Genomic DNA, 25,325 nt, shown 5'->3' on the forward strand with positions numbered 1-25,325 from the left:
AGGAGACCCGATGACCTCGATCGCGCCCCGCCTCTACGTCGACAGCGCCGACCTCGATCGCGTCTCCCGCCTGCTGGTCGCCGGCGTCGTGCACGGCGTCACGACCAACCCCACGATCCTCGAGCGTGGCGGCCGCACGGCCGCGGAGATCCCCGATCTGTATGCGCGGTGGGAGTCCGAGGGCGCTCGCGAGATCTTCTTCCAGACCTGGGGCGGCGACACCGCGTCCTTCCTGCGCAACGCCGAGGGCATCCGTGCGCTCGGTCCCCGGGTGGCCGTGAAGGTGCCGGCGACGGCCGACGGTTTCGCCGCGGCATCCGCTCTGGTCCGCGACGGCGCGACGGTGCTCGTCACCGCCGTCTACTCCATCGCGCAGGCGCTCGCGTGCGCGACGATCGGCGCGCACTACATCGCGCCCTACCTCGGCCGGATGCGCGACGCGGGCATCGACGGCGACTTCGTGATCGCGCGCATGCAGGAGGTCTGCGCCGGCAGCGGATCGAACGTGCTCGCGGCATCGCTGCGCTCGGCGGATGACATCACCGGCCTCCGCCTGGCCGGAGTGCCCTACTTCACCGCGGCACCCGATGTGATCGACCAGGTGCTGTTCCACGAGGTCAGCGACAGCTCGGCGGCCGAGTTCGACGCGGCCATGGTGCGGCTCGGGGCCTGAGGCGCTTCCCCTCCCGCGCTCGCGCCCCGCGCCCCTCGCGCGAGGGGTCAAGACACGCCCTGCCGCGCGTTCGTGGTGCGGCGCGTTGCGACTCCTCGCGGGCCTGGATGCTAGGCGGATGCCGCCTGCCGCAGCCACCGTTCGACGCCGGCGATGTGGGCCGTGGCGAGCGAGGTCGCGAGCGCGGAGTCGTGCAGCGCGATCGCATCGGCGATGGCGCGATGCTCCGACAGCGTGCGCTCCACCACCCCGCCCTCGGTGAGTCCTCGCCACACCCGTGCGCGGACGGTCTGACTGCTCAGGTGCTCGATCAGACTCGCGAGGTAGGCGTTGCCCGCCATGCGCACGATCTCGCGGTGGAAGCGGATGTCGTGCTCGACCAGCGCCTCGATGCTGACCGAGGCGTCGATGCTCGCCACCTCCTTCACGAGCTCCGCGATCTCGTCGTCGCTGCCGAGGGTGGCGGCCAGGCCCGTGGCCTGCGACTCGAGCATCCGGCGCACGGCGAAGATCTCGAGCATCGAGTCGTCGTCGTGCATGTCGACCACGAACGAGATCGCCTCGAGCAGCAGGTGCGGCTCCAGACTCGTCACGTAGGTGCCGTCTCCGCGGCGCACGTCGAGGATGCGGATGACCTCGAGCGCCTTCACGGCCTCGCGCATCGAGTTGCGGGAGAGGCCGAGGCGGTCGGACAGCTCCTTCTCGGGCGGGAGCCGATCGCCGGGGGCCAGTTCGCCCGACACGATCATCGCCTTGATCTTCTCGATCGCATCGTCTGTGACAGCCATGGCGTCATCCTAGCGATTGATCGGATGTCTGAGGCAGGATGGTCGCATGCGCGTTCTCGATTCACACCTGCACCTCTGGGATCCGGAGCTTCTCGAGTACGACTGGCTGGAGGGCCCGCTCGCGTTCCGATTCGCGGACACCGAGCTCGAGCACGCCCGGCTGGAGCATGCCACGACCGAGAAGTCGGTCTTCGTGCAGGCCGAGACCGTGGAGGATCGCTTCCTCGACGAGGTGCGCTGGGTGACCACGATGGCCGAGCCGCTCGGGATCGTCGGGATCGTCGCCGGGGCGCGGCTCGACCGCGGATCCGACACGGTCGCACACCTCGACGGCCTCGCCGCCGAACCGCTCGTCGTCGGCGTGCGGCACAATCTGCAGGGCGAACCGGACGGACTCGCGGTGTCCGCGGCGTTCGTCACGGGCGCGCGCGATGTCGCGCAGCGCGGATGGAGCTTCGACGCCTGCGTCCGTGCCGACCAGCTGCCCGAGATCGCCCGTCTGGCGGGAGCCATCCCCGAGCTGCGGATGGTGCTGGATCACCTCGGCAAGCCCGCGGTGGGCACGGCCGCAGAACCGCTCGCCCCGACGAGCGAGTGGGTGCGCGACCTCGACGAGCTGGCGCGGCATCCGGAGGTGTTCTGCAAGCTCTCCGGTCTGCCCGGCGAGGCGGCAGGCGACTGGGATGCCGGGCAGCTGGTGCCGTTCCTCGACGCCGCGGCCGACGCCTTCGGCCCCGAGCGGCTGATGTGGGGGAGCGACTGGCCCGTGTCGGTCATCGGCCCGGCGGAGGAGGGGGATCCGCACGCCCCCGCCGACGGCTCGCCCACCTATCAGTACACGGCCAGGTCACGCTGGGCGGATGCCGTCGCCGCATGGGCGGCGGACAGAGGGCACGGCGTCGACGCGATCATGTGGGCCAATGCCGAGAGCTTCTACCGGACGGACGCGCGACCGACGGTCTTCACCGATCCTGCGCCGCGCCGCCGCGGCATCCTGGGGTGGCTGCGCGGCTGAGGTGCAGGTGCCTCACCCGCACCCCCGCCCGGCCGCCCGCCCGCCGCGTCGAGTTGGCACCTGTTGCCGTTGAGGTGCGCTCCGTGCGTCAACAGGTGTCAACTGCTCCGGGCGGGCGGGCGGGCGGCGGGCGGCGGTGTCGCGACGACTACTCGGGACGCGGGCGCAGCGACGCCATGCCGCCGTCGACCTCGATGAAGGTGCCGGTCGTGGAGCCGGAGGCCGGCGACACCAGGTATGCGACGGCGCCGGCGACCTCGTCCGGGCTCACCAGACGGCCGTGCGGCTGACGGGCGGCCAGTGCAGCGCGCTCGGCGGCCGGGTCGGTGGCGGAATCCAGCAGGCGGCCGACCCACGGGGTGTCGGCCGTGCCGGGGTTCACGGAGTTGACGCGGATGCCCTCGCGCAGGTGATCCGTGGCCATCGCGCGGGTGAGCGCCGCCACGGCCCCCTTCGACGCGCTGTACAGGGCGCGCTGCGGGAGTCCGGTCGTCGCGGCGATGGATGCCGTGTTGCAGATCGCCGCGGCGGGGGACTGGCGCAACCACGGCAGTGCCGCCGCTGTCACGCGGGCGATGCCGGTGACGTTGATCGACAGCACGCGCGCCCACTCGTCGTCGTCGTTCGCGGCGATGTCGCCCTGCGCCCCGATGCCGGCGTTGTTCACGACGATGTCGATGCGGCCGAACTGCGCGCCGACCGCTGCGATGGCGGCTTCGACGCTGGTGCGGTCGGAGACGTCGGCGGTGAAGGCCGCGAACTTCTCATCCGCATGAGTGGTGTCGCGGTCGAGCACGGCGATCCGGGCACCGTCGTCGTGCAGACGCTGCGCGATCGCGGCACCGAGCCCGGATGCTCCGCCCGTGACGATCGCCACGAGTCCGTCCAGTGGACCGGTCATTTCTGTGCCTCCCATGCCACGAACTCCTGGCGCTGACGGCCGAGGCCGTCGATCTCGATCTCGACCACGTCGCCGGCGGCGAGGTAGGGGTACTTGCCCGAAAGCGCGACGCCCTGCGGCGTGCCGGTGAGGATGAGGTCACCCGGCTCCAGGGTCACGTACTGCGACAGGTGGTGCACGATGTGCTCGACCGAGAAGATCATGTCGCTCGTGTTGGAGTCCTGCCGGGGCTCGCCGTTCACGAAGCTGCGCAGGCCGAGTGCGTGGTGATCGACTTCGTCGGGGGTGACCAGCCAGGGGCCGGTCGGGTTGAACCCCGGGGCGATCTTTCCCTTGGACCACTGGCCGCCGGAGACCTCGATCTGGAAGGCGCGCTCGGAGACGTCGTTGGCGGTGACGAAGCCGGCGACGTGGGCGAGCGATTCCTCGGGGGAGTCGAGGTAGGAGGCGCGGGCGCCGATCACGATGCCGAGCTCGACCTCCCAGTCGGTCTTCTCGCTGCCGCGGGGGATCGTGACCGCATCGTTCGGGCCGACGACCGTGTTCGGGGTCTTCAGGAAGATGATCGGGATCGTCGGCGGCTCCGAGCCGGATTCGGCCGCGTGGGCCGCGTAGTTCATGCCGATGCAGATCACCGCGCTCGGCCGGGCGATCGGTGCGCCGATGCGGAGGGCCGCGGCATCCTCGAGCTCGGGGAGCTCGTCGGCGGCCAGCGCGGCGGCGATGCGAGCGCGGAAGTCGCCGGCGAGGAAGTCGCCGTCTACATCGGATGTCAGGGAGCGGAGGTCGAGGTGGCGGTCGCCCTCGATGAGGACGGGGATCTCGGTCCCTGGGTCGCCAAGCCGCGCGAACTTCATGATTCTCCTGATTCGTCGGGGAGCCGCCGTGCGACGGCCTGTCTCGTTGACAGTATAGACATCGGATGTTTACACTCCAAGAGGTCTGCACGGGATTTCTCCGTGCATGGAGAGGAACCCCGTGAGCCGTATCGTCGCACTCGACACCACCGACATCCGCTTCCCCACGTCGCTCAGCCTCGACGGCTCGGATGCGATGAACCCCGACCCCGATTACTCCGCGGCCTACGTCGTGGTGCGCACGGATGCGGCCGACGGCATCGAGGGTCACGCGTTCGTCTTCACGATCGGCCGAGGCAACGACGTGCAGGTCGCCGCGATCGACGCCCTGGCCGGCCACCTGGTCGGACGCGAGATCGAGCCGCTGCTGGATGACATGGGCGGCACGTTCCGCGACATCATCGGCGACTCGCAGCTGCGCTGGCTCGGCCCGGAGAAGGGCGTCATGCACATGGCGATCGGCGCGGTCATCAACGCGCTGTGGGACATCAAGGCCAAGCGTGCCGGCCTGCCGCTGTGGCAGCTCCTCGCCCGGATGACGCCGGAGGAGCTGGTCGACCTGGTCGACTTCCGCTACCTCACCAACGCCCTGACCCGCGAAGACGCCCTCGAGATCCTGCGCGCCGCCGAGCCCGGCCGTGCCGCACGCGAACAGGAGCTGCTCGCCACCGGCTACCCGGGCTACACCACGAGCCCCGGCTGGCTCGGCTACTCCGACGAGAAGCTGGAACGGCTCGCCCGCGAGGCCATGGCCGACGGCTTCACGCAGATCAAGCTGAAGGTCGGCGCCGACCTCGACGACGACATCCGTCGTTTCCGCAAGGCGCGCGAGGTGTGCGGCCCCGACTTCCCGATCGCGATCGACGCGAACCAGCGCTGGGAGGTGTCGGAGGCGATCGAGTGGGTGAACGCGCTCGCCGAGTTCCACCCCGCCTGGATCGAGGAGCCCACGAGCCCCGACGACGTGCTCGGCCACGCCGAGATCGCCCGCGGCATCGCGCCCATCCGTGTCGCGACCGGCGAGCACGCGCAGAACCGCGTCATCTTCAAGCAGCTGCTGCAGGCCGAAGCCATCTCGGTCATGCAGATCGATGCGGTGCGCGTCGCCGGCGTGAACGAGAACATCGCCAACCTGCTGCTCGCCGCGAAGTTCGGCGTGCCGGTCTGCCCGCACGCCGGCGGCGTCGGCCTGTGCGAGGCCGTGCAGCACCTCTCGATGTTCGACTTCGTCGCCGTCACCGGCACGCGCGAAGGCCGCATGATCGAGTTCGTCGACCACCTGCACGAGCACTTCGTCGTACCCACCGACATCCAGGGCGGCTCGTACATGGCGCCGACCGCACCGGGCAGCAGCATGGAGATGAAGGCCGAGAGCATCGCCGCCTACACCTGGACGGGCGCCCATGTCGTCGCCTGAGGTCGGCACGCCTCGACTCGACATCCCGACGCTCGGATACGGCGCCGCGAACGTCGGCAACCTCTTCCGACCCCTCGGCGATGACGAGGCGTGGGCCGTGCTGGACGCGGCGTGGGAGAGCGGCATCCGCTACTACGACACCGCCCCGCACTACGGGCTGGGACTGTCGGAGCGCCGGCTCGGCGCGTTCCTGCAGACCAAGCCCCGCGAGGAGTACGTGCTGTCGACCAAGGCCGGACGTCTGCTGCGGCCGAACCCGGAGCACTCCGGCGGCCTCGACACCGCGAACGACTTCCACGTGCCGGACGACCTGCAGCGCGTGTGGGACTTCTCGGCCGACGGCATCCGTGCCAGCGTCGAGGAGTCGCGCGAGCGGCTGGGCATCGAGCGCATCGACCTGCTCTACCTGCACGACCCGGAGCGGCACGACCTCGACCTGGCGCTCGCCGAGGCGCTGCCGGCGATGCAGCAGTTGCGGGACGACGGCGGGGTGACTGCGATCGGCATCGGCTCCATGGTGTCGGAGGCGCTCGCCGCGGCCGTGCGCGCGGCCGACCTCGACCTGATCATGGTCGCGGGCCGGTACACGCTGCTCGAGCAGCCCGCCGCGGTCGACGTGCTGCCCGCGTGCCGGGAGACAGGGACCGGGATCGTCGCGGCATCCGTCTTCAACTCCGGGCTCCTCGCCTCGAGTGAGCCGCGGCGCGACGGCCGCTACGAGTACGGACAACTGCCGGATGAGCTGTGGGACCGGCTGCTGCGCATCGCCGCAGTGTGCGCGGCGCACGACGTACCGCTGCCCGCGGCCGCGATCCAGTTCCCGCTGCAGGCCGCCGAGGTGCACTCGGTGGTCGTCGGCGGCAGCCGCCCCGCGCAACTGGTGCAGAATGCCGAGTATGCGGCCCTCGACATCCCGGTCGCGCTGTGGCAGGACCTCGCCGCTGAACGACTCATCCCCGCGGTCTGACGCGGTGTCTCCCGCACCCCACCGAGAGGAGCATCCGTGCTCGAAGGAATCAACCCGCTGCTCACAGGCGAGCTGCTGCTGCACCTCGACCGGATGGGGCACTCCGACTCCGTCGTGATCGCCGACGCGCACTTCCCGGCCTGGGCGCTCGGTGCGCGTGTGGTCGATCTGCCCGGCACGTCGACCCCGGAGGTCGTGGCGGCGATCCGGAGTGTGCTGCCGCTGGACGACGCCCCGGGCATCGATCTGATGACCTCGGCCGACGGTACGGTGCTCGACGTGCAGCACGAGCTGATGGCGGCGGCCGGGACAACGGTCGACTCGACCCGCTTCGTGGAGCGCTTCGCGTACTACGAGGTCGCGAGGAGCGCGTACCTCCTGGTGCGCACGGGCGAGACCCGCAAATACGGCAACGCGCTGCTGCGCAAGGGAGTCGTGGGGCACGCCTCGGCCTGAAGCAGGTCCAGAACTCCGGAGAATCGGGCGCTTCGGGCCGGATCTGACCGTGGAATCGGTTTCGGCCGCAGTTCTTCCGGAGTTGTGGACGCGCGGCGGTCGAGGCTCAGCGCCTGACGCTCAGCGGCCGACGGTCGACTCGCGCACGACGAGTTCGGCCGAGAACGGCGTCGGCGCGGGCGGTGGTGCGCTCGGATCGGCGAGCTGTTCCAGCAGCGCGGCGCCGGCCGCACGGCCGATCGCGTAACCGGGCTGGCGCACGCTGGTCAGCGGCACCACGCTCTGACGCGCCTGGTCCACGTCGTCGAACCCGACGAGGGCGATGTCCTCCGGCACACGGATCCCGTGGCGCAGGAGCTGCGTGAGCACCCCGGTGGCCACCATGTCGTTCGCGGCGAAGACGGCATCGGGGCGGTCCTCGGGGGCCATCGCGACGATCTGCTCTGCGGCGCGCAGCCCGTCCTCCGTGATCAGGTTCTGCACGTCGAGCACCGAGACGGATGCCCCCGCGCCGGCGACCGCCTCGCGTAGTCCCTGCAGCCGGTCGTTCGACTGACTCACGGTCGGGCTGCCGAGGAACAGGATCCGTCTGCGCCCGATCGACAGCAGATGCTCGCCGGCCAGGCGTCCACCGCCGACGTCGTCGAACAGCACGGATGCCACCTTCGACGAGGGCGCGATCGGGCCGACGACCACCGAGCGGATGCCGCGGTCGGCGAGACGTTCGAGCTGCGGCACCACGTCGTCGAGCGGGTAGATCACGATGCCCTGCACCCGGTGCGCCTCGAACATCTCGATGTTGCGCCGTTCCTGCGCGCTGTCGCGATTGCTGTTGCTGAAAAACAGCGACCAGCCGCCCTCGCGCGTGACGTCCTCGACGCCCCGGGAGAGGTCGTGGAAGTACGGCAGCCACGCGTCGAGAAGGATGAGCGCCAGCGCCTTGCTGGAACCGGCGCGCAGCTGACGGGCCGATTCGTTCGGCACATACCCGAGCTGTTCGATCGCGGCGCGTACGCGCTCCCGGCTGGCCTCGCCGAGCACGTGCGGATGGTTGAGGTAGTTCGACACGGTCGAGGAGGAGACCCCGGCGAGCGCGGCGACGTCTTTGACGCTGGCGGGCATCGATACTCCTTCGTGGTCGGGTGGGCATCCGGATGCCGGTGTCGCTCAGGAGACCGGAGGCGACCTGACCACAGTAGCGAACGAATTGGCACGTGCCAAGAAAGTTCTTGACACGTCGGCAGGGCCCGACGTAGCGTGTCTCCCAGATCGAATTGGCACGTGCCAATCGGTCGAGGCGACGGTGCCGCACACCCGCCTCCGAGGGATCTCATGAACATCGGCTGCCACGGGCTCGTCTGGACCGGGAACTTCGATGCCGACGGCATCCGTCACTCGGTGGAGAAGACGAAGGAGGCCGGCTTCGACCTCATCGAGTTCCCGTTGATGGACCCGTTCGCCTTCGATGTGCAGGCGGCGCGGGAGTCCCTCGAGGAGCACGATCTCGCGGTGAGCGCCTCGCTCGGTCTGTCCGAGGCGACGGATGTCACGAGCTCGGATCCGGCTGTCGTCGCCGCCGGAGAGGCGCTGCTGCTGCGGGCGGTCGACGTGCTCGCCGATCTGGGCGGGCAGCACTTCTGCGGCGTGATCTACAGCGCCATGAAGAAGTACATGGAGCCGGTCACTCCCGCCGGACTCGAGAGCAGCCGTCGCGCGATCGCCACGGTCGCCGACCATGCCGCCGCGCGCGGGGTGTCCGTCGCGCTCGAAGTCGTGAACCGCTACGAGACCAACGTGCTGAACACCGCTCGTCAGGCGATCGAGTACCTCGCCGAGGTCGATCGTCCGAACCTCGGCATCCATCTCGACACGTACCACATGAACATCGAGGAGTCGGATATGTTCGCGCCGGTCCTGGATGCCGAGCCGAGCCTGCAGTACGTGCACATCGGCGAGAGCCACCGCGGCTACCTGGGGACCGGAACCGTCGATTTCGACACGTTCTTCAAGGCTCTCGGCCGCATCGGCTACGACGGTCCGATCGTGTTCGAGTCGTTCTCCTCGGCCGTGGTCGCGCCGGACCTGAGCCGCATGCTCGGCATCTGGCGGAACCTCTGGACGGACAACACCGAGCTGGGGGCGCACGCGAACGCGTTCATCCGCGACAAGCTCGTCGCGGTGGACTCGATCCGCCTGCACTGAGACCGCCGGAGACGGCGGGATCGGTCGGATCGGAACCTGTGGCCAAGATGTTATTACAGGTCTTCCCATCCGGCCCGACGTTAGATACATTTAGATACAACTTGCGCAAGACGCGGCGTAGGCTACAGAATTGATCCGATGTTTACGGCAGCCCGAACTGTCGGCATCGAAACGGGACCTCCAAGGAAGCAGGTGAGCACATGAGCGATCCCATTCTCAGAGTCGAGGGAATCAGCAAGGGTTTCCCCGGTGTGCAGGCGCTGAAGGACGTGCACCTCGAAGTGCGCGCCGGTGAGGTGCTCGTACTCGTGGGTGAGAACGGCGCCGGCAAGTCGACGCTCATGAAGATCCTCTCCGGGATCTACACCAAGGACGAGGGGACGATCACGTTCGAGGGCCAGCAAGTCGAGCTCACGAGCCCGCTCCAGGCCCAGGAGCTCGGCGTCACGATCATCCATCAGGAACTCAACCTGATGCCGGATCTGACCGTCGCGCAGAACATCTTCGTAGGCCGTGAGCCGAAGACGGGGCCGTTCCTGTCCGAGCGCAAGCTCAACACGCAGACCGCGGAGCTGCTCACGCGCCTCGACATCCGCCTGAACCCCCGCCAGCTGGTCGGGGAGCTCACGGTCGCCGAGCAGCAGATGGTCGAGATCGCCAAGGCGCTGTCGTTCAACGCCAAGGTCCTGATCATGGACGAGCCGACATCCGCCCTCACCGACTCCGAGGTCGAGACGCTCTTCGTCCTGATCGAGCAGCTCAAGGCGCGGGGCACGGGCATCGTCTACATCTCGCACCGCATGGACGAGCTGCGTCGTCTCGCCGACCGCGTGACCGTGCTCCGCGACGGCACATACATCGGATCACTCGACAAGTCCGAGGTCAGCATCCCCAAGATCATCGAGATGATGGTCGGACGCCCGATCGACGAGGGAACCCGTCCGCAGGCGCGCGAGCACATCAACGACCCGATCGTGCTGAAGGTCGAAGGGCTCTCCACCAAGGCGCTGCTCAAGGACGTCTCCTTCGAGCTGCACAAGGGCGAGATCCTCGGCTTCGCCGGGCTCATGGGCGCCGGCCGCACCGAGACCGCCCGCGCGGTCATCGGCGCCGATCCCCGCGATGGCGGCACGGTCACGATCGGCGGACGTGCCACCAAGATCAGCCAGCCCGCGGATGCCGTCAAGCACGGCGTCGGCTACCTCTCCGAGGACCGCAAGCTCCTCGGCCTCATGCTCGAGCAGGACGTGACCTTCAACACGGTGCTCGCCTCGCTCGGCTCCTACGCCAACGCCATCGGCTGGATGGGCGACGGCAAGGCCAAGAACCGCACCAAGGAGTACGTCCAGCAGCTGCGGGTCAAGACGCCCTCGGTCAACCAGGTCGTCAAGCTGCTGTCCGGCGGCAACCAGCAGAAGGTCGTCATCGCCCGCTGGCTGATGCGCGACTGCGACGTCCTCATCTTCGACGAGCCGACCCGAGGGATCGACGTCGGCGCGAAGGAAGAGATCTACCGCCTCATGCAGCTGCTCGCCGAGCAGGGCAAATCCATCATCGTCATCTCGTCGGAGCTGCCGGAGATCCTTCGGGTGGCGAACCGCATCGCGGTCTTCGCCAACGGTCGGATCACCGGGACCCTTCGCAACGAGGAAGCAAGCCAGGAGAAGATCATGCAACTCGCAGCCCACGGGGAGGAAGACTGATGAGCGCTCCACAGCAGCCCGGATCGTCGACGACGACGATCATCCAGACGGCGGTCTCGGAGAACACCGACAAGCGCGACATCGTCGGGTTCCTCAAGAAGCAGGCGCAGCAGTCGCTCGCCTTCGGCACGCTCGTCGTGCTGGTGGTCTTCTTCGCGATCGCCAGCCCCAGCTTCTTCACGGTCAGCAACATCACCACCGTGCTGCTCTCGACCGCGGTGATCGCGATCCTCGCGCTCGGCACGACGTTCGTGATCATCACCGGTGGCATCGACCTCTCGCTCGGCACCGGAATGGCGCTGGCCGCCGTGATGACCGGTGTCTTCGTCACCAAGATGGGGCTGCCCGTGTGGGTCGGCGTCATCGGCGGCATCGCGACCGGTGTGCTGATGGGCCTGATCAACGGCGTCAACATCACCTTCCTCCGGCTTCCTCCGTTCATCGCGACACTCGCGATGATGATGATCGCCGGTGGTCTCGCCCTCGTGATCTCGGGCGTCGCGCCGATCTACTTCGCGGCCGACAACGGATTCCAGCAGGCCTTCGCGATCGGCACGCTGATCCCCGGCCTCCCCAACGCGGTGCTCATCACCGGCATCCTGGCGGTCATCGCCTGGCTCGTGCTGTCGAAGACACTGCTCGGCCGCTACACGTTCGCGATCGGCTCCAACGAAGAGGCGACGCGCCTCTCCGGTGTGAACACGCGCCGCTGGACGATCCTCGTCTACATGTTCGCGGGTGCCTTCACCGGCATCGCGGGCGTGGTGATCGCCGCCCGCCTCGGCTCCGCGCAGCCGCAGATCGGAACCGGCTACGAGCTGCAGGCGATCGCGGCCGTCATCATCGGCGGCACCTCGCTGCTCGGTGGGCGCGGATCCATCCTCGGCACCGTGATCGGCGCACTCATCATGAGCGTGCTCGTCAACGGTCTGCGCATCATGTCGATCCAGTCGGAATGGCAGAACATCGTGGTCGGCGTCGTGGTGCTGATCGCCGTGTTCTTCGACTCGCTGCGCAACCGCACCCGTACCTGACCCCTGAACCACGGAGAGTGGCACCCGTGCCCGCCATTCCCCGATCGGCACCAGCCGAACCCGCGGAGCGATCCGCACGGCACACAGCACCAGGAATGTCCACACCGTCGACGCAGTCGGCACTCACAAACAACGGAGTTTCCATGAAGTTCGGCAAGAAGACCGCATTCGCGGCACTCGTCGCCTCGGCGGCACTCGTCATGGCCGGATGCGCGGGCGACACGGGCGGCGGCGACGCCGGCAGTGGCGACGGCGGCAGCGGCGACAAGATGTACATCGCACTCGTCTCGAAGGGCTTCCAGCACCAGTTCTGGCAGGCCGTCAAGAAGGGCGCCGAGGAGCGCGCCGCCGAGCTCGGCGTCGACATCACCTTCGAAGGCCCCGCAGCCGAGACCGAGATCGACGCGCAGCTGCAGATGCTGCAGACCGCGATCGACAAGGGACCGGATGCCATCGCCTACGCCGCCCTCGACCCCGAGGCGTGCGTCACCCCGCTGCAGCAGGCCAAGGACAAGGACATCCCCGTGGTGTACTTCGACGCACCGTGCGACGGTGACGTGGGCCTGAGCCTGTCCGCCACCGACAGCAAGGTCGCCGGTGCGCTGGCAGCAGAGCACATGGCCGACCTGATCGGCGGCAAGGGCGAGGTCGGCATCGTCGGCCACTCGCAGATCAACTCGACCGGTGTCGAGCGTCGTGACGGCTTCGTCGAGAAGATCGAGGCCGACTACCCCGACATCAAGATCGTCGACATCCAGTACGGCGACGGCGACCACCTGAAGTCGGCTGACATCGCGAAGGCCATGATCGCGGCTCACCCCGACCTCAAGGGCATCTACGGCACCAACGAAGGCTCCGCCATCGGCGTCGTGAACGCGGTCAACGAGCTCGGCCTCGAGAAGGGCAAGCTCACGATCGTCGGATTCGACTCCGGCGCAGCGCAGATCAACGCGATCAAGGACGGCACGATGGCCGGCGCCATCACGCAGGACCCGATCGGCATCGGCGCACAGGTCGTGCAGGCGGCGTACGACGCCGCCAACGGCAAGGATGTCGAGGAGTTCTACGACACCGGTTCGTACTGGTACGACAAGACCAACATCGAGGACCCGAAGATCGCTGCAGTTCTCTACGAGTGATCTGAGTCCAGGAAGAAGCCCCTCGCCTTCGGGTGAGGGGCTTCTTCTGTGTGCGGGTGGGTGGTGGGGCTTGGGATGTTGTGGGCACCTCGTGTCGGAATGGGGGTGTGGTGGCGACGTGAGGTGTCAACTTCTGGGGAGGGGGGGCTCAGAGGCGGCGGAGGAAGGTGAGCTGCGACGAGGGCTCGACGATCAGCTCCTGCAGCGCGGCGTTGAAGGGCACCCCGGCGGGAGACGCCAGGTGCGCCTGGAACGCCTCGTCGTCGCGGTAGACCTCGTAGACGAAGAAGCGGTCGGAGTCGTCGACCAGGCGGGTGGCGTCGAAGACGACGTTGCCGTCCTCGGCTCGCACACCTTCGGCGAAGTCGCGCAGCAGCGCGGCCACACGGTCTCCTTCCCCCGGGCGGGCGGTGAACGTCGCGTGCAGGATGGTCGGCTCGGACATGAGGCTCCTCGGGAGGGGATCGGGATGCAAGGTCAGGACAGCGTCAGCAGGCGTGCGGGATTGGCGATGAGCATGCGCTCGACCGCCGCGTCGCCGACCACGTCGCGCAGCCGGGGGAGGTAGCGCTCGCCGAGGTACGCGAGGCCGGGCATGCCTCCGTAGGCGCTGTACCGCGTGCGGCGCGCGACGTCGCCGCCGAGCACGATCCGGTCTCCGGCGCCCTGTGCGACGGCCGCGGCCGTCAGTGCCAGCAGCTCCGCGTCGGAGCGGGTGCGAGGGCGGGCGAATCCGTCGTAGCCGAGGTAGGCGCCGCGCTCCGCGAGGGAGGCGTGCAGACCGGCGTCCGGGTCGCGGTCGGCGTGCGCGAGCACCACGCGCTCCGCAGCCACCCCCTCGGAGGCGAGCAGGTCGAGCACCTCGTGCGCGGCCGTGCAGAACTCCAGGTGCACCATGATCGCGGCACCGGTCGCGCGATGCGCCGCGGCGAGTGCCTGCAGGGTCGTGCGCTCGAAGTCGCTGATGCGCCAGTAGTCGATGCCGCCCTTGAGGACGCCCGCGCGCACGCCCGCGCCGTCCGGCGTCCGGGCGCGCGGGCCGCTCGCTGCGGCATCCGTCAGCGGCATCCCCTCGGTGATCTCGGTGACGAACTGCTGCGCGAGCTGCGCGGCGTCCCGGGACCGCGTCGGGTGGTGCTGATCGTAGTGCGCCTCGCGGTGGCGGCCGGTCGTGGCGACCACGTGCAGTCCGGTCGTGGCGCTGATGCGCGCGACCGCCTCCGGGTTGCGGCCGAGCCCGAACGGGGTCGCGTCGACCATCGCGGAGAATCCGCTGTCGCGCAGGAGCCCGGCCTCGGTCGTCGACCGCATCTCGTCGTCGAGCTCATCGCCCGGCAGGAGCGGGGTGATCTGGAACAGGTGCTCGTGATAGTTCGTCGACCCGAGCAGCGCCGGGTCGATGTCTCCGAGGACCGTGCGGATCATCGGCGTGCGAACTCCGCGGCCTCGGCGAGCTGTTCGACGATCTCGGGGGTGAGCTCGAGCTCGAACACGTCGGCGACGACCTGCGACCAGCCGTGGATGAAGTAGCGCCACCCGTCGACCACGTGCAGTGAGCGGGCCTGCTCCTGCGCGCGTGCCTGGTGCAGGAACTCGAGCGAGCCGCGGTAGTTGAACTCCCAGACGACCGCATTCTCGGGGAACACCACGTCGTCGGGCAGGGGAGAGCCCGGACGATCCTTGCCGAGCCCGGTGGCGTTGACGATGAGAGAGCCGGCCGGCGCGGCGGCGATGAGGGCGGCGGCCTGCTCCGGGGTGTCGGTGCGCACGTAGGTGATGAGCCCTTCGGGGGTGCCGTGCTGCGCGTGGACCTCCCGGAGGTGCGCGAGCTTCTCGTCGTCGCGGGCGGTGACGGTCACCTTCGACGGGGCATCCGCCCGCTCGGCGAGGGCCCAGCTCAGCGCGGTGCCCGATCCGCCGGCGCCGAGGATGACGACCTCCGCTCCGGTGCGGGCGAAGTGGTCCACCGGCAGGAAGTCGTTCAGGGCGAGGTCGACCGTGAGCGGGTCCTTGGCGCGCCCGATGAGCCGGTCGCCGCGCTTGGAGATGCTGGAGATCTCGCTGCACGACACCGCGAACGGGTCGAGCTCGTCGAACAGATCGGATGCCGCGGCGTACACGTTCATCTTGTGGGTGGTGACCAGCGCACCGCGGTGGCGGGGGTCGTCGCGGATCTGCTCGACCATCGCGATGTACTGCGCAGGGGTCGCATCCATCGGAAGGTCGTGCCCCACGAGGTTGCGTGTCGGCAGCCCGAGGACCTCGGCCCAGCGCGGGAACACCTGCATGATCGACGAGGAGCCGGTGCTGACGCCGACGAAGCCCATGTAGTCGGCGGTCGCGGTGTCGTCCGCCGGGGGCGCAACGGTGGTGAGAGAAGAGGACATCGGGAACTCCTAGCGAGCGGTCACGGGGTGGGCGGGCTCAGCGCCCTTGAGCACGGCGATGACGTCGTCGAGCGACAGGGAGCCCATGTTGTCGACGGCCTGGGTGGTCTGCGCGCCGAGGTGCGGCGTGACGATCACGCGGTCGGCGAGGTCGGCGGCCAGCAGCGGGCTGTGGGTCGCGGCCGTGTCGCCGTAGAGCGTGTCGGCGGCGAACCCCGCGAGGATGCCGTCGCGCAGCGCATCGGCGATCGCCGCCTCTTCGACGAGGTCGCCGCGGGCCGTGTTCACCAGCACCGTGCCGCGGCGCATGCCGGCCAGTCGACCGGCATCCACGAGCAGCTGACCGCCCGGCGCGTGCAGGGTGATGACGTCGGCGTGGCGGAACAGCTCGTCGAGTTCGACCGGTTCGGCGCCGTTCGCCCGCACGAGGTCGGTCGGGAGGTACGGGTCGGCGGCGAGGATGCGGGATCCGAAGCCGCTCAACCGCTTCGCGACGCCCTGGCCGATGCGGCCGAATCCGACGATGCCGACGGTCGCCGCTCCGAGCTCCCGTCCGCGCCGCACGGCCCAGTCGCCGTCGCGCACGCGGCGGTCGCCGTCGGGGATGAAGCGGAGCATCGAGAGCATGAGGCCGACGGCGTGGTCGGCGACGGCATCCGCGTTCGCGCCGGGAGTGTTCGTGACCGGGATGCCGCGTCGTCCGGCGGCGTCGAGGTCGACGGCTTCGGTGCCCACACCGTAGCGGGCGATGACCTTGAGCTTCGGTGCCGCAGCGAGGTGGGCCTCGGTCACCTCTCCGGTGCCGGCGATCCAGGCATCGGCGCCGTGGAGCAGGGAGCGGAGTTCTTCGAGGTCGTGGTGGGCGGGTCCGCGCAGGATCCGGTGGCCGGCGCGGCTGGCCCGCTCGACCAGATCGACGTCGCCGTCGGAGAAGGAGCGGCTGGTGACCAGGATGACGCCCATCAGCGCGACCCTCCGGCGAACCAGGGCGCCAGTGCCGTGTAGGCGTCGGCGAACCGGGCGTGCCGTTCGGCATAGACCGCGTGGCGGCCGGCATCCGGGGTGAACTCGTCGGTGACCTCGCTGAGCGCGCGCGCTGCGGAGAACTCCGCGAGCCCCAGGCCGACCGCACCCGTCACGGCCGCGCCGAGGCTGTTGGCCTCTTCCACGATCGTGCGCCGACGGACGGGCACCCCCCAGACATCGGCGAGCACCGAGAGGTACACATCGCTCTGTGCCCCGCCCCCGACCGCGTCGATGCGGTCGATCGCGGCACCGGAAGCCCGGAACGCCTGGATGCAGGTGAGCAGGTTGAAGGCAGTGCCCTCCAACACCGCGCGCATCAGGTGCGCCCTGGTGTGGTGGCGCGCGAGGCCCACGAAGGCGCCGCGGGCGTCGGGGTCCCACAGGGGCGAGCGCTCACCGAGCAGATAGGGCAGGAAGTACAGGCCCTCGGTGTCGACATCCGCCGAGGCCTCAGCCGTCAGGCGGCCGGTCTCCGGGCGGGCGGGGTCGGGGGAGAGGGCCTCGGCGATCCACTGCACGGATGCTCCGCCGGCCTGCATCGTGGCGGTCGGCACGAACGATCCCGGCACCACGTTGTCGAACGTGAAGGTGCGCATCGCGGGGTCGTGGAGGGGCTGGTCGGCGGCGAACGAGATCCACGACGAGGTGCCCAGGCACACGTAGGCGCCGTCCTCGGGGGCGACCACGCCCGAGCCCACAGCGGCGATCGGGCCGTCGCCGCCGCCCATCACCACGCGCACGCCGGTGTGCAGACCGAGGGCCGCAGCCGCGGCATCCGTCAGGGTTCCGGCGACCGCGGTGGACTCGAGGACCTCGGGGAACAGCGAGCGCTCGAGGCGCGCGGCCTGCAGCACCTCGTCCGACCAGGTGCCGGTCCGCTGGTCGTAGGCGTTGGTGCCCGAGGCGTCGGAGCGGTCGGTCGCCAGGCGGCCCGTGAGCCGCAGCACGATGAAGTCCTTCGCGACGCAGACGCGTCGCACCCGCGCCCAGACGTCGGGCTCGTTGTCGCGCACCCACATGATCTTCTCGACCGAGTAGGTCGGGTTCAGACGGTGGCCCAGGATGCCGTACGCGTGCTCGGCGCCGAGGGCGGCTTCGAGCTCGCGCTGCTGTGCACCGGCGCGGGTGTCGGCCCAGATGATCGCCGGGCGCGCGGGCTCGCCGTTGGCATCGAGGAGGACCGCGCCCATCATCTGCCCGCTCACCACGAGGCCGGCGACCGCGGTCGGCGCGGTGTCGGTGCGGGCGAGCAGGTCACGGGTGGCGGCGACGACCGCCTCCCACCAGTCGACGGGGTTCTGCTCGGCGATGCCCCCGGCCGCGAAATGCGCCGGATAGGGGACCGTGACCGAGGCGATCAGACGGCCGTCGTCATGGTGGAGCGAGGCCTTGTTCCCGGTCGTGCCGAGGTCGTGCGCGATGAGCATGGTCGGAGACTATGCCGTGGGGGCGGAGGTCGAGTCGGCCGCGGAGTAGGGGCGCAGGTCGACGGTGCCATCGGTGCCGCGGTAGGCGCGGGACCCCATGCCGTGCTCGAGCACCCAGCCGTAGTCGTGGCCTGCGCCGCCCGGGTAGACCGCGAGGAAGGCGTAGGGCTCGTCGCCCGTGTTGATCGAGCGGTGCGCCCAGCCCGGCGGGATGTAGCCGATCGTGCCGGGGAGCATGTCGAGCCACTCGGTGCGCTCTCCGTCGAACATGAGCAGGCCGCCGCGGCCCTTCAGTGCCAGGTAGATCTCGCCCTGGTGGTTCGGGTGCTGGTGTCCCTTCGTCATCCAGAGTTCTCCCGAGGTGTCGCCCGGCATGATCGTGGTGATCGACTGGGGGAGCTCGCGGTCGATCTCGGGCACAGGGGAGCTGACCACCGTGTACACGACCGGGTTGTCGCCCGCGGATGCCGCAGCCCAGGCGTCGCCGTCGAGGAAGAGCCCCTCGAGGTCGGACATCCGTCGCGTGAGCGTGGGCCCCTCGGGGGAGAGCGTGAGCTTCTCGGCGTCGAAGGCGATCGCCATCGGGGAGATCGGCGGGGTGTGGAACTCGGGCATGCGGGGCTCCTCGTGAGCGGTGGGCGTCATTGCTCGGTCGCGCGGCCGCAACCTGTAATAACAAGTGAGCATACCTGTTATGACAGGTGTCGTCCAGGCCGAGTCGCACATCCGCGCATCCACCCATGCGCACCTGCGCGAAGACGGGGTTCCGGGAGGAGGCGCGGCGGCGCATACTGACTGCGTCGGCTCGGCGAAAGGGAGCATCATGGCGCACGGAGACATCACCCACATCGACATCCCGGTGAGCGATCTGGGGGCGGCGACGACGTTCTACAGTCAGCTGTTCGGCTGGAGCATCTCCGAGCCGCCGGGCTTCGAGGGCTACCCGATGTGGCGCGCCCCCAACGATCTGTCCGGCGGAGGGCTCGCGCCCCGGAGCGAGGGCTTCACGCAACCTCGCTCCTACGTCGAGGTCGATTCGATCGACGACACGATCGCCGCCGCCATCGCCGCCGGTGGTTCGGTCGCGATGGAGAAGCAGCCCATCACCGAGACGAGCGCCTGGGCGGTGATCGTCGACCCCGACGGCAACCACATCGGGTTGTTCGACGGTGTCGTGTCGATGGACTGAGCGCGGCTACGCCTCCTCGGCCCCCGCGCGGCGGGCGCGGTAGGCGGCGACGGCGTTGCGATTGGCGCAGACGGTCGAGCAGTAGCGCTTCGAGCGGTTGCGCGAGAGGTCGAGGGCGAGTGCCTCGCAGGTGTCGTCGGCGCAGACCGAGATGCGGGATCCCTCGTCGGTGCGGATCACGTCGATCAGCGCCATCGCGGTCTCGATCAGCACGCGCTCCGAGAGCGGGCGCTCGTCGGCGACCGCGTGCAGGTGCCAGTCCATGTCGCCGTGGCGCACCAGATGGGGCGACAGGTGAGCGCCGGCCAGAGCGTCGTTGACGTGCGCGGCCATCTCGTCGCGGGGTGCCAGCAGCATCGCGCGCAGGTGCGGGCGCAGGTCGCGCAGCGACGCGAGTTCCGTCTCGTCGCGGTCGAGGCGGCCGGTGTAGGGGAACTCCTCGAGGAACGCGCGCTCCTCGGCGAGGTCGGCGAGGGTGTCGGGATCCTCCGCGGAGTTCACGAGCCAGACGGCGGCACGGAGCCCTTCTTCCGTGTCATCGGTGAAGATCATGTTGACATCTTACATCCGTCACGAGTAGCGTCACATGTCATGGGCAAGGTGAGCAATGACGCGGGTGCGGGGCGGGGCGTGCGCCTCGGGCTGCCGCTCGCGATCGGCGCCGCCTTCGCCTTCGGGATGTCGGGCGGATGGGCCCGCGGTCTCATCGACGCCGGCTGGAGCCCCGGTGCCGCCGTCACGGCGCGCATCTGGGTGGCAGCTCTCGTGCTGCTGATCCCCGCGATCCTCTCGCTGCGCGGTCGCTGGGGCGTGCTCCGGCGCAACATCGGCATGATCGCCACGTACGGACTCCTCGCCGTCGCCGCCACGCAGCTCTGCTACTTCCAGGCGGTCGCGGTGATGGACGTCGGCATCGCCCTGCTCATCGAGTACACGGCCCCGATCGCGGTGGTGTTGTGGCTCTGGCTCCGCCGGGGCGAACGTCCCAGCCGCCGCAGCATCCTCGGAGCGCTGATCGCCTTCGTCGGGCTCGTGCTGATGCTCGACATCCTCACCGGCGCGACGGTGAACGGCGCGGGGATCCTCTGGGCGCTCGGCGCGATGGTCGGTGCGGCTACCTACTTCATCCTGTCGGCGAAGGCCGATACCGGGCTCCCGCCCATCGCCCTCGCCGGCGGTGGACTGCTGCTCGGCGCGATCGGCCTGACCGTCGCCGGGCTGGTCGGCGTGCTGCCGATCGCCTGGACCACGGATGACATCACCTATCGCTTCGGCAGCGTGCCGTGGTTCGTCCCCGTGCTCGCCATCGGCCTGATCGCCACCGCCCTGGCGTACATGCTCGGGATCGTCTCGACGCGGATGCTGGGCTCCCGCCTCGCCTCATTCATCGCGCTGGCCGAGGTCGTCGCCGCGCTGCTGTTCGGATGGCTGCTGCTCGGTCAGCTCCCCGACCTGCTGCAGATGTTCGGGGGAGTGCTCGTGCTCGCGGGGGTCGTGGTGGTCAAGCTCGGCGAACCCGCACCCGCGGAGTTCGTGGAGCCGTTGCCCGCGGTGGAAGCAGAGGGGCGTCCGGCGCCGGCCTCCGGCCTCTGATAGATCCCGCGCGCCGGCACGCTGCCGCTCCGGTGAATGTATACGCGAGGCGTTATTGGAGAGAACGAAGGCCTCTCAGTCGGGCTTTATGTATACACTGAGGGCATGACCCTTCCCGCGGAGCGCACCACGGCGGGTGACCGCGCGTACGCGGCACTGCTCGACGGCATCCAGTCCGGCGCGCTCGCCGCGGGCGTCGTGCTGGGCGAGGTCGAGCAGGCCGAACGGCTCGGCGTCAGCCGCACGCCGATGCGCGAGGCGCTGCGCCGGCTCGCCGCCGACGGACTGGTCGTCCAGCAGTCTCCCCGCGTGACCGTCGTCGCCGACCTGGATGCCGACGACATCCGCGCCCTGTTCGAGATCCGCCGCGCACTGGAGGAGACCTCCGCCCGGCTCGCCGCGACCCGAGGAGACGCCGCGCACTTCGCCGCGCTCGCCGCCGAGTTCGGCCGTGTCGACCTCTCCGCGGTCGAGGGTCGCGACGCCTACTACGCGCTGATCGCCCGGTTCGACGCCGCGCTCGATGCCGCGGTCGACAACGACTACATCGCCTCGGCGCTGCGTACGGTGCGCACGCACCTCGTGCGGGTGCGGCGCATGGCACGCGACAAGCCCGACCGGCTCGCCGCATCCGCCTCCGAGCACCGCACGATCGCCCAGGCGCTCGCCGCTCGCGACGGCGACCTCGCCGCCCATGCCACGCACGTGCACCTGCACAACGCGCTGACCGGCATCCTCGACTCCCTGACAGCCAACCCAGAAGGTGTGAAATGACCGTCACGCATCACGTCCGCGTCCACCGCAGCGACGAGAACCTCGAACGCTCCGAGCAGCTCGCCTGGAAGATCGCCGAAGTCGCCGCCGACCAGGTCGAGGTCGAGCAGCCCGTCATCGACATGATCATCAACCGCATCATCGACAACGCGTCGGTCGCGGCCGCATCCCTCACCCGTGCGCCGATCAATGCGGCCCGCGCGCAGGCGTTCAGCCACCCGGTCTCCACCGGAGGCGCGGGCGCGAACCTGTTCGGCGCGGCACTCGATCACCGCACCAGCCCCGAATGGGCAGCCTGGGCGAACGGCGTGGCCGTGCGCGAACTCGACTATCACGACACCTTCCTGGCCGCGGAGTACTCGCACCCGGGCGACAACATCCCGCCGATCCTCGCGGTCGCGCAGCACGCCGGCAAGGACGGACGCGCGCTCGTGCGCGGCATCGCGACCGGCTACGAGATCCAGATGGACCTGGTGCGCGCGATCTGCCTGCACCGGCACAAGATCGACCACGTCGCCCACCTCGGCCCCTCGGCCGCCGCCGGCATCGGCACACTGCTCGGACTCGACGTCGAGACGATCTACCAGGCCGTCGGCCAGGGCCTGCACACCACGACCGCCACCCGCCAGAGTCGCAAGGGCGAGATCTCGACCTGGAAGGCGCACGCCCCGGCCTTCGCCGGCAAGATGGCCGTCGAGGCGGTCGACCGTGCGATGCGCGGACAGACCAGCCCCGCCCCGATCTACGAAGGCGAAGACGGAGTGATCGCGTGGATGCTCGACGGCAAGGATGCCGCCTACGAGGTGCCGCTTCCCGCCGGCGGTGAGCCCAAGCGCGCGATCCTCGACTCGTACACGAAGGAGCACTCGGCCGAGTACCAGGCGCAGGCCTGGATCGACCTGGCCCGCAAGCTCGGCACCGAGAACCCGGCGCTGCGCGACCCCGCCAACATCGAGTCCATCGTGCTGCACACCAGCCACCACACGCACTACGTGATCGGCTCGGGCGCCAACGACCCGCAGAAGTACGACCCCACCGCGTCGCGGGAGACGCTCGACCACTCGATCCCGTACATCTTCGCGGTCGCGCTGCAGGACGGCGGCTGGCACCACGTCGACTCCTACGCCCCCTCTCGCGCGGCGCGGCCCGACACGGTCGCCCTGTGGCACAAGATCACCACGGCGGAGGACGCCGAATGGACGCGCCGCTACCACTCGGAGGATCCCGACGTGAAGGCGTTCGGCGGCCGGGTGGAGTTCCGCCTCACGGACGGCTCGACCGTGATCGACGAGATCGCCGTCGCCGACGCGCATCCGCTCGGTGCCCGCCCGTTCGCCCGGGAGAACTACATCGCGAAGTTCCGTCTGCTCGCGGAGCCGGTGCTCGAGCCGGCCGAGATCGAGCGCTTCCTCGCGCTCGTGCAGCGCCTGCCCGAGCTCACGGCCGCAGAGGTCGCCGAGCTGTCGATCGTCGCGAAGCCGGGGCTGCTCGAGTCCGCTCCGACGCCTGCCGGACTGTTCTGATGCTGTATTCCACCGTCACCCCGCCCGAGAAGCGCCGACTGTTCCGCGAACGCCTCGCGAGCGGGGAGCTGCTCCGTTTCCCCGGCGCCTTCAATCCGCTGAGCGCTCGGCTGATCGCGCAGAAGGGCTTCGACGGCGTCTACATCTCGGGCGCCGTGCTGGCCGCCGACCTGGGGCTCCCCGACATCGGCCTCACCACGCTGACCGAGGTCGCCGGTCGCGCGAAGCAGATCGCCCGCATGACCGACCTGCCCGCGATCGTCGATGCCGACACCGGCTTCGGCGAGCCGATGAACGTGGCCCGCACGATCCAGGAGCTCGAGGACGCGGGCCTCGCCGGCATGCACATCGAGGATCAGGTCAACCCGAAGCGCTGCGGGCACCTCGACGGCAAGAGCGTGGTCGACGAGGACACGGCGGTCAAGCGCATCCGTGCCGCCGCCGACGCCCGCCGCGACCCGAACTTCCTCCTGATGGCGCGCACCGACATCCGCGCGGTGGAGGGGCTGGATGCCGCGATCGACCGCGCCAAGGCGCTGGTGGATGCCGGGGCCGACGCGATCTTCCCCGAGGCCATGCGCACGCTCGACGAGTTCGAGGCGATGGCGACCGCGCTGGACGTGCCGATCCTGGCGAACATGACCGAGTTCGGCAAGAGCGAGCTGTTCTCGAGCGCCCAGCTGCAGAGCGCAGGGGTGCGCATCGTCATCTGGCCGGTGTCGCTGTTGCGCATCGCGATGGGCGCGGCGGGCCGTGCGCTCGATACGCTGAACGACGAGGGGCATCTGACCTCGAAGCTCGGCGAGATGCAGCACCGCGCCGATCTCTACGACCTCATCGACTACGAGTCGTACAACCACTTCGACTCCGGGGTCTTCAACTTCACACTCGAGAACAACGGTCGCTGAGCGCAGCGCCCTTCGTCTCGCTTCGCTCGCTCAGGAACCGCGAGGCGGCGATACGACAGAGAACCACGACGAGCGGGAACCCACGAAGGAGTGACATGACTGAGCCGGACATCAAGAAGGGCCTCGCGGGCGTCGTCGTCGACACGACGGCGATCTCGAAGGTCAACCCCGAGACGAACAGCCTGCTCTACCGCGGTTACCCCGTGCAGGAGCTTGCGGCGACGCAGTCCTTCGAGGCCGTGGCGTATCTGCTGTGGAACGGTGAGCTGCCCACGCCGGAGGAGCTGGCTGCCTTCCGGCTGACCGAGCGGCAGCACCGCGCCCTCTCTCCGGTCGTCAAGGATGCGATCGACCGGCTGCCGCTGGACTCGCACCCGATGGACGAGGTGCGCACCGCCGTGAGCGTGATCGGCGCGATCGAGACCGCGGGCATCGCCAACGTGCTGGATGCCGTCGGCACGCCGGAGGAGAACCAGGAGCGCAGCCTCACGCTGTTCGCCGCGCTCCCCGCGATCGTGTCGTACGGGCAGCGCCGGCGCCGGGGGCTCGAGCCCGTCGAGCCGCGCGACGACCTCGACTACGCCGCGAACTTCCTCTGGCTCACGTTCGGTGAGGAACCCGATCCGGTGGTGGTCGATGCGTTCAACCGCTCGATGATCCTCTACGCGGAGCACTCCTTCAACGCCTCCACGTTCACGGCTCGCGTGATCACGTCGACCCTCAGCGACCTGTACTCGGCGGTCGTCGGAGCGATCGGCGCGCTCAAGGGACCGCTGCATGGAGGCGCGAACGAGGCCGTCATGCACATCTTCGACGAGATCGGTACGGCCGACCGGGTGGAGGGCTGGCTCGATGCGGCGCTCGCCGAGAAGCGCAAGATCATGGGCTTCGGGCACCGCGTGTACAAGCGCGGTGACTCGCGGGTGCCGACCATGAAGGCGGCGCTCGACTCGCTGGTCGCGCACTACGACAAGCCCGCCGTCGGCGAGCTGTACGACAAGCTCGAGAGCGAGTTCGTCGGACGCAAGGGCATCTACCCGAACCTCGACTACCCCTCGGGCCCGGCGTACAACCTCATCGGATTCGACACGCTCACCTTCACGCCGCTGTTCGTCGCAGCGCGCATCACCGGATGGACCGCGCACATCATCGAACAGCAGGCGTCGAACGCGCTGATCCGTCCGCTGTCGCTGTACGACGGGCCGGATGAGCGGCACATCGACGAGTACGAGCCCGACACCTCGGCGATCGACGTGTTGGAACGTCCGGAGGAAGCGGCCGGCTGAACACATCCGGGCTCTTCGACAGGCTCAGGGACCCCGTTCCGACCAGCGCCGAGACCCCTC

26 protein-coding genes are annotated in these 25,325 nt (G+C 69.5%); 15 read left to right on the plus strand and 11 right to left on the minus strand.

What is annotated here, in order from left to right; translation table 11 throughout:
* Positions 1–10: 10 nt before the first annotated feature.
* Positions 11–673: a transaldolase family protein gene (locus FB560_RS00475; protein WP_141870562.1), complete on the plus strand. Its 663-nt coding sequence runs from the start codon at positions 11–13 to the stop codon at positions 671–673.
* 110 nt (positions 674–783) lie between these two features.
* On the opposite strand, the gene FB560_RS00480 is transcribed toward FB560_RS00475, so the two are convergent.
* Positions 784–1,461 carry a FadR/GntR family transcriptional regulator gene (locus FB560_RS00480; protein ID WP_141870563.1) on the minus strand — a complete coding sequence of 226 codons (678 nt, stop codon included), beginning with the start codon at positions 1,459–1,461 and terminating at the stop codon, positions 784–786.
* 46 nt (positions 1,462–1,507) lie between these two features.
* On the opposite strand from FB560_RS00480, the gene FB560_RS00485 reads away from it, so the two are divergent.
* Positions 1,508–2,476, plus strand: coding sequence for an amidohydrolase family protein (locus FB560_RS00485; RefSeq protein WP_141870564.1), 969 nt, complete (start codon positions 1,508–1,510; stop codon positions 2,474–2,476).
* A 148-nt stretch (positions 2,477–2,624) separates the two neighbouring features.
* Here the strand turns inward: FB560_RS00485 and FB560_RS00490 are convergent, their stop codons facing one another.
* Together FB560_RS00490 and FB560_RS00495 are read right to left on the minus strand one after the other, a co-directional pair.
* Complete coding sequence (locus FB560_RS00490) at positions 2,625–3,377, minus strand: SDR family NAD(P)-dependent oxidoreductase (protein ID WP_141870565.1); 753 nt, start codon at positions 3,375–3,377, stop codon at positions 2,625–2,627.
* Positions 3,374–4,234: a fumarylacetoacetate hydrolase family protein gene (locus FB560_RS00495; RefSeq protein WP_141870566.1), complete on the minus strand. Its 861-nt coding sequence runs from the start codon at positions 4,232–4,234 to the stop codon at positions 3,374–3,376. Before FB560_RS00495 ends, FB560_RS00490 begins: the two co-directional genes overlap by 4 nt.
* A gap of 121 nt (positions 4,235–4,355) precedes the next feature.
* Between FB560_RS00495 and FB560_RS00500 the strand changes: the two genes are divergently transcribed.
* From FB560_RS00500 to FB560_RS00510, 3 genes are read left to right on the plus strand one after another with little or no spacing between them, the layout of a single operon-like run.
* A complete protein-coding gene (locus tag FB560_RS00500) occupies positions 4,356–5,651 on the plus strand; it encodes an L-fuconate dehydratase (protein ID WP_141870567.1) in 1,296 nt (431 codons plus the stop codon).
* Positions 5,638–6,618: an aldo/keto reductase gene (locus FB560_RS00505; RefSeq protein WP_141870568.1), complete on the plus strand. Its 981-nt coding sequence runs from the start codon at positions 5,638–5,640 to the stop codon at positions 6,616–6,618. The genes FB560_RS00500 and FB560_RS00505 overlap by 14 nt, the downstream gene beginning before the upstream one ends.
* 36 nt (positions 6,619–6,654) lie before the next feature.
* Positions 6,655–7,074, plus strand: a complete 420-nt coding sequence (locus FB560_RS00510) for an RbsD/FucU family protein (protein ID WP_141870569.1) — start codon at positions 6,655–6,657, stop codon at positions 7,072–7,074.
* Positions 7,075–7,194: 120 nt separating this feature from the next.
* On the opposite strand, the gene FB560_RS00515 is transcribed toward FB560_RS00510, so the two are convergent.
* On the minus strand, positions 7,195–8,196 hold the full coding sequence (locus tag FB560_RS00515) for a LacI family DNA-binding transcriptional regulator (RefSeq protein ID WP_141870570.1): 1,002 nt from the start codon (positions 8,194–8,196) through the stop codon (positions 7,195–7,197).
* A gap of 159 nt (positions 8,197–8,355) precedes the next feature.
* Here FB560_RS00515 and FB560_RS00520 point away from each other — a divergent pair, with 159 nt between their 5' ends.
* The 4 genes from FB560_RS00520 (at position 8,356) to FB560_RS00535 (ending at position 13,152) form a co-directional block, all read left to right on the plus strand.
* The gene (locus tag FB560_RS00520; RefSeq protein ID WP_229673362.1) at positions 8,356–9,276 is read left to right on the plus strand and encodes a sugar phosphate isomerase/epimerase family protein; all 921 of its coding nucleotides are present in this window, start codon (positions 8,356–8,358) and stop codon (positions 9,274–9,276) included.
* Between the two features lie 200 nt (positions 9,277–9,476).
* Positions 9,477–10,979, plus strand: coding sequence for a sugar ABC transporter ATP-binding protein (locus FB560_RS00525; protein WP_141870571.1), 1,503 nt, complete (start codon positions 9,477–9,479; stop codon positions 10,977–10,979).
* On the plus strand, positions 10,979–12,013 hold the full coding sequence (locus FB560_RS00530; RefSeq protein ID WP_141870572.1) for an ABC transporter permease: 1,035 nt from the start codon (positions 10,979–10,981) through the stop codon (positions 12,011–12,013). Before FB560_RS00525 ends, FB560_RS00530 begins: the two co-directional genes overlap by 1 nt.
* 143 nt (positions 12,014–12,156) lie before the next feature.
* Entirely contained in the window at positions 12,157–13,152 is a 996-nt protein-coding gene (locus FB560_RS00535; protein WP_141870573.1) for an ABC transporter substrate-binding protein, read from the plus strand.
* 148 nt (positions 13,153–13,300) lie between these two features.
* Here the strand turns inward: FB560_RS00535 and FB560_RS00540 are convergent, their stop codons facing one another.
* From FB560_RS00540 to FB560_RS00565, 6 genes are read right to left on the minus strand one after another with little or no spacing between them, the layout of a single operon-like run.
* Positions 13,301–13,597: a putative quinol monooxygenase gene (locus tag FB560_RS00540; RefSeq protein ID WP_141870574.1), complete on the minus strand. Its 297-nt coding sequence runs from the start codon at positions 13,595–13,597 to the stop codon at positions 13,301–13,303.
* Positions 13,598–13,629: 32 nt separating this feature from the next.
* Positions 13,630–14,577, minus strand: a complete 948-nt coding sequence (locus tag FB560_RS00545) for a phosphotriesterase family protein (RefSeq protein WP_141870575.1) — start codon at positions 14,575–14,577, stop codon at positions 13,630–13,632.
* Positions 14,574–15,539 (minus strand): shikimate dehydrogenase family protein, encoded by a 966-nt coding sequence (locus FB560_RS00550; RefSeq protein WP_141870576.1) that lies wholly within the window; start codon positions 15,537–15,539, stop codon positions 14,574–14,576. The genes FB560_RS00545 and FB560_RS00550 overlap by 4 nt, the downstream gene beginning before the upstream one ends.
* A gap of 9 nt (positions 15,540–15,548) precedes the next feature.
* On the minus strand, positions 15,549–16,502 hold the full coding sequence (locus FB560_RS00555) for a phosphoglycerate dehydrogenase (RefSeq protein WP_229673363.1): 954 nt from the start codon (positions 16,500–16,502) through the stop codon (positions 15,549–15,551).
* The gene (xylB, locus tag FB560_RS00560) at positions 16,502–17,992 is read right to left on the minus strand and encodes a xylulokinase (protein WP_141870577.1); all 1,491 of its coding nucleotides are present in this window, start codon (positions 17,990–17,992) and stop codon (positions 16,502–16,504) included. The genes FB560_RS00555 and xylB overlap by 1 nt, the downstream gene beginning before the upstream one ends.
* A gap of 9 nt (positions 17,993–18,001) precedes the next feature.
* Positions 18,002–18,607 (minus strand): glucose-6-phosphate isomerase family protein, encoded by a 606-nt coding sequence (locus FB560_RS00565; RefSeq protein ID WP_141870578.1) that lies wholly within the window; start codon positions 18,605–18,607, stop codon positions 18,002–18,004.
* A gap of 208 nt (positions 18,608–18,815) precedes the next feature.
* Between FB560_RS00565 and FB560_RS00570 the strand changes: the two genes are divergently transcribed.
* A complete protein-coding gene (locus FB560_RS00570) occupies positions 18,816–19,181 on the plus strand; it encodes a VOC family protein (protein ID WP_141873053.1) in 366 nt (121 codons plus the stop codon).
* 6 nt (positions 19,182–19,187) lie between these two features.
* Here FB560_RS00570 and FB560_RS00575 read toward each other — a convergent pair whose 3' ends face one another.
* On the minus strand, positions 19,188–19,733 hold the full coding sequence (locus FB560_RS00575; RefSeq protein WP_141870579.1) for a CGNR zinc finger domain-containing protein: 546 nt from the start codon (positions 19,731–19,733) through the stop codon (positions 19,188–19,190).
* Positions 19,734–19,772: 39 nt separating this feature from the next.
* Between FB560_RS00575 and FB560_RS00580 the strand changes: the two genes are divergently transcribed.
* The 5 genes from FB560_RS00580 (at position 19,773) to FB560_RS00600 (ending at position 25,265) form a co-directional block, all read left to right on the plus strand.
* Positions 19,773–20,774 carry an EamA family transporter gene (locus FB560_RS00580; RefSeq protein WP_141870580.1) on the plus strand — a complete coding sequence of 334 codons (1,002 nt, stop codon included), beginning with the start codon at positions 19,773–19,775 and terminating at the stop codon, positions 20,772–20,774.
* A 105-nt stretch (positions 20,775–20,879) separates the two neighbouring features.
* A complete protein-coding gene (locus tag FB560_RS00585; RefSeq protein WP_141870581.1) occupies positions 20,880–21,548 on the plus strand; it encodes a GntR family transcriptional regulator in 669 nt (222 codons plus the stop codon).
* Positions 21,545–23,071, plus strand: a complete 1,527-nt coding sequence (locus tag FB560_RS00590) for an MmgE/PrpD family protein (protein ID WP_141870582.1) — start codon at positions 21,545–21,547, stop codon at positions 23,069–23,071. Before FB560_RS00585 ends, FB560_RS00590 begins: the two co-directional genes overlap by 4 nt.
* Positions 23,071–23,979: a methylisocitrate lyase gene (prpB, locus tag FB560_RS00595; RefSeq protein WP_141870583.1), complete on the plus strand. Its 909-nt coding sequence runs from the start codon at positions 23,071–23,073 to the stop codon at positions 23,977–23,979. Before FB560_RS00590 ends, prpB begins: the two co-directional genes overlap by 1 nt.
* Before the next feature lie 95 nt (positions 23,980–24,074).
* Positions 24,075–25,265, plus strand: coding sequence for a bifunctional 2-methylcitrate synthase/citrate synthase (locus tag FB560_RS00600; RefSeq protein ID WP_141870584.1), 1,191 nt, complete (start codon positions 24,075–24,077; stop codon positions 25,263–25,265).
* The last annotated feature ends 60 nt before the right edge of the window (positions 25,266–25,325 follow it).

The sequence above is a fragment of the Microbacterium saperdae genome (assembly GCF_006716345.1).
Taxonomy (GTDB): domain Bacteria; phylum Actinomycetota; class Actinomycetes; order Actinomycetales; family Microbacteriaceae; genus Microbacterium; species Microbacterium saperdae.

Coding starts and splice junctions, on each gene's coding strand:
- FB560_RS00475 (WP_141870562.1), top strand. CDS start 11: ATGACCTCGATCGCGCCCCGCCTCTACGTCGACAGCGCCGACCTCGAT.
- FB560_RS00480 (WP_141870563.1), bottom strand. CDS start 1,461: ATGGCTGTCACAGACGATGCGATCGAGAAGATCAAGGCGATGATCGTG.
- FB560_RS00485 (WP_141870564.1), top strand. CDS start 1,508: ATGCGCGTTCTCGATTCACACCTGCACCTCTGGGATCCGGAGCTTCTC.
- FB560_RS00490 (WP_141870565.1), bottom strand. CDS start 3,377: ATGACCGGTCCACTGGACGGACTCGTGGCGATCGTCACGGGCGGAGCA.
- FB560_RS00495 (WP_141870566.1), bottom strand. CDS start 4,234: ATGAAGTTCGCGCGGCTTGGCGACCCAGGGACCGAGATCCCCGTCCTC.
- FB560_RS00505 (WP_141870568.1), top strand. CDS start 5,638: ATGTCGTCGCCTGAGGTCGGCACGCCTCGACTCGACATCCCGACGCTC.
- FB560_RS00515 (WP_141870570.1), bottom strand. CDS start 8,196: ATGCCCGCCAGCGTCAAAGACGTCGCCGCGCTCGCCGGGGTCTCCTCC.
- FB560_RS00525 (WP_141870571.1), top strand. CDS start 9,477: ATGAGCGATCCCATTCTCAGAGTCGAGGGAATCAGCAAGGGTTTCCCC.
- FB560_RS00530 (WP_141870572.1), top strand. CDS start 10,979: ATGAGCGCTCCACAGCAGCCCGGATCGTCGACGACGACGATCATCCAG.
- FB560_RS00535 (WP_141870573.1), top strand. CDS start 12,157: ATGAAGTTCGGCAAGAAGACCGCATTCGCGGCACTCGTCGCCTCGGCG.
- FB560_RS00540 (WP_141870574.1), bottom strand. CDS start 13,597: ATGTCCGAGCCGACCATCCTGCACGCGACGTTCACCGCCCGCCCGGGG.
- FB560_RS00545 (WP_141870575.1), bottom strand. CDS start 14,577: ATGATCCGCACGGTCCTCGGAGACATCGACCCGGCGCTGCTCGGGTCG.
- FB560_RS00550 (WP_141870576.1), bottom strand. CDS start 15,539: ATGTCCTCTTCTCTCACCACCGTTGCGCCCCCGGCGGACGACACCGCG.
- FB560_RS00555 (WP_229673363.1), bottom strand. CDS start 16,502: ATGGGCGTCATCCTGGTCACCAGCCGCTCCTTCTCCGACGGCGACGTC.
- xylB (WP_141870577.1), bottom strand. CDS start 17,992: ATGCTCATCGCGCACGACCTCGGCACGACCGGGAACAAGGCCTCGCTC.
- FB560_RS00565 (WP_141870578.1), bottom strand. CDS start 18,607: ATGCCCGAGTTCCACACCCCGCCGATCTCCCCGATGGCGATCGCCTTC.
- FB560_RS00570 (WP_141873053.1), top strand. CDS start 18,816: ATGGCGCACGGAGACATCACCCACATCGACATCCCGGTGAGCGATCTG.
- FB560_RS00575 (WP_141870579.1), bottom strand. CDS start 19,733: ATGATCTTCACCGATGACACGGAAGAAGGGCTCCGTGCCGCCGTCTGG.
- FB560_RS00580 (WP_141870580.1), top strand. CDS start 19,773: ATGGGCAAGGTGAGCAATGACGCGGGTGCGGGGCGGGGCGTGCGCCTC.
- FB560_RS00585 (WP_141870581.1), top strand. CDS start 20,880: ATGACCCTTCCCGCGGAGCGCACCACGGCGGGTGACCGCGCGTACGCG.
- FB560_RS00590 (WP_141870582.1), top strand. CDS start 21,545: ATGACCGTCACGCATCACGTCCGCGTCCACCGCAGCGACGAGAACCTC.
- prpB (WP_141870583.1), top strand. CDS start 23,071: ATGCTGTATTCCACCGTCACCCCGCCCGAGAAGCGCCGACTGTTCCGC.
- FB560_RS00600 (WP_141870584.1), top strand. CDS start 24,075: ATGACTGAGCCGGACATCAAGAAGGGCCTCGCGGGCGTCGTCGTCGAC.